This window comes from Microcoleus sp. Pol11C3 (assembly GCF_036701485.1).
Classification (GTDB): domain Bacteria; phylum Cyanobacteriota; class Cyanobacteriia; order Cyanobacteriales; family Microcoleaceae; genus Microcoleus.
The window spans coordinates 1-1,981 of sequence record NZ_JAUBQW010000284.1 but is presented as its reverse complement, the minus strand read 5'-3'; the positions used below and the strand labels follow the sequence as shown (position 1 = coordinate 1,981).

The following is a 1,981-nucleotide window of genomic DNA, read 5'->3' as shown; positions in this document are numbered from 1 at the left end:
AATAAGTCAATATACTTACACAAAGAAAATCATTTAGGATTGCTCTAGATATAGAAAATCATTTAGGATTGCTATAGTAGGGCGACATCCTCGTAACCAGGAAAGGAAACTCCTCTGTCACGTCTACGCGGACAAAATATTTCTCGGTAACATCCGTACTGCGATTGGTAAAAGCAAAGATGACATCGACAATTTTGCTGACACCACTTAACCGGGAAGGACGAATTTCCAATGCTGTCAATGAAAGGTTGCGTCCAAAAGCTTCAGCAGTTGTTATATAAATGGCTGGATAACGAACTGCCAGATAATTTAAAGCGCGATGCTCATCAGTTGTGCCTGCATTGTCAGCCATTTGCATGAGCCTTGCGAAAAGTTCTTCAGCAGCAGGCGTAAATTGTTCTGGGGAAATTGCCTCTGGTCGCGGGATAGATTGGATAAGTGAATCGCGGTCGAAGGAATAAATTTGGTCGAATACAACAATGGGAACCATAAGTCCATTGCACACTTCCGGCGGAGCAATAAGACCTCTGACACCAACAACAACATCAAGATCCATAGGACTAGGAGTAGGACGGATTGCTTCAATTAACAAATCAAAGTCCGCAGGATCGCTTGGGTGTAAAAGGTAGGTTTCCAGACCCTCGATAGTTAGCACCCAACACAGTTGACGCGCCAGGTAACGATTGTGTCGCGCTGACAGAACGGCGTGAAAGCTTGTTGGTCTGTAAGTCCAGATGTGTCTACTCGTCCAGTGGCTTGAGCAAATTCTTTTTCTATCGACTGCTTGGAAAAACGATATCCAACTTTACCTAGCGCATAAACGTAGGAAGGAGGCTCGGAATTTTGTTTGTTTCCTCCACAGCTACAGCCTCCATTTTCACCCTGGGGCAAGACCACGATTGTCGCACTCTGGTTGCTGATACTGGCGTTCGCTGGTACACGAGTCTGGGTAGTAGACTGTTCTTGAGTTTGAGTCATTTAATTTTCCTGTTTTAAGAATGAAACTTTTTCATAACTTGATACATTGCCCACCCATCTAACAAAGGTGGAACAATTGTCGTGTGTTGCTGCCTATGAGCTTCGGTGATAGCTAGTTTTATTTCGGCGGCAGTTGCATTTGGAAATTTAGACCACAAGAGGGCGATCGCGCCTGTCACAAACGGGACGGCGACACTCGTTCCGCTTAGCGCCAGTGGTTCGCCGTCAGCGGTCAGGCTAGTAATGTCATCACCAGGAGCGCTGATACCTCGCCTGCCGATAGAACTTCCCAAGTTGGACAGACCAAGAGGTCTACCTTGAAGATCAGATGCCACAACCGGAATCACCCACGGATGTCGAGTAATAGCAGAGGTTCCAATCGTTCCTTGATTCCCCCCTGCCGCAACAATAATAACGCCACGCCTTGTTGCATAATCTAAATAAAGCCTGTTTTAATTCATGCTGACCGTTAAATGACGGTTGGGCTAGTGCAAGGCTCATATTCAATACATGAACACCAGCATCAACTATCTCGACTATTGCTGTTGCCAGTTCTTGAGGAGTTGCGCTTGGTATCTGTTCGCTTCCGGATGCTATCTCTGCAAAAATCGGACGTAACAACAGAGTACATTTAGGACATATGCCAGGGGCTGAAGAATCCCTCTTTCCAAACAAAATTCCTGCTACAAAGGTTCCATGCTTGCAGGCGATGCTGCTTTTTTGAGTACAGTTTCCACTCTTTATCCCAGGAAGAGAGCGGATATTTTCACCGGCAAGTTGACGATGTTCTACAGCTACTGGACCATCAATTAACCCAACTATAATTTCTGCATTACCACTGGTAAGTTCCATCAAAGCGATAAGTTTGACTAAATCTAAATGTTTAGTCATATGGTGCATCTGTACTATTTGGCCAAGTTTGAGTGCTAAGCTGTTGCACATTTAAACTGTGATACAAGCATTGCCCTTATTTTTGATTTTGCGACCCCATTTAATTATTAAT

Annotated in this window: 2 pseudogenes; both read right to left on the bottom strand. The window is 44.7% G+C overall.

The features are described 5' to 3' along the window. Positions 1-58: 58 nt before the first annotated feature. Positions 59-978 (bottom strand): annotated as a pseudogene (locus tag QUA40_RS28545) (cyanobactin maturation protease PatG family protein). A gap of 14 nt (positions 979-992) precedes the next feature. Continuing rightward, positions 993-1,830: pseudogene (locus QUA40_RS28540) on the bottom strand (S8 family serine peptidase). Between the last annotated feature and the right edge of the window lie 151 nt (positions 1,831-1,981).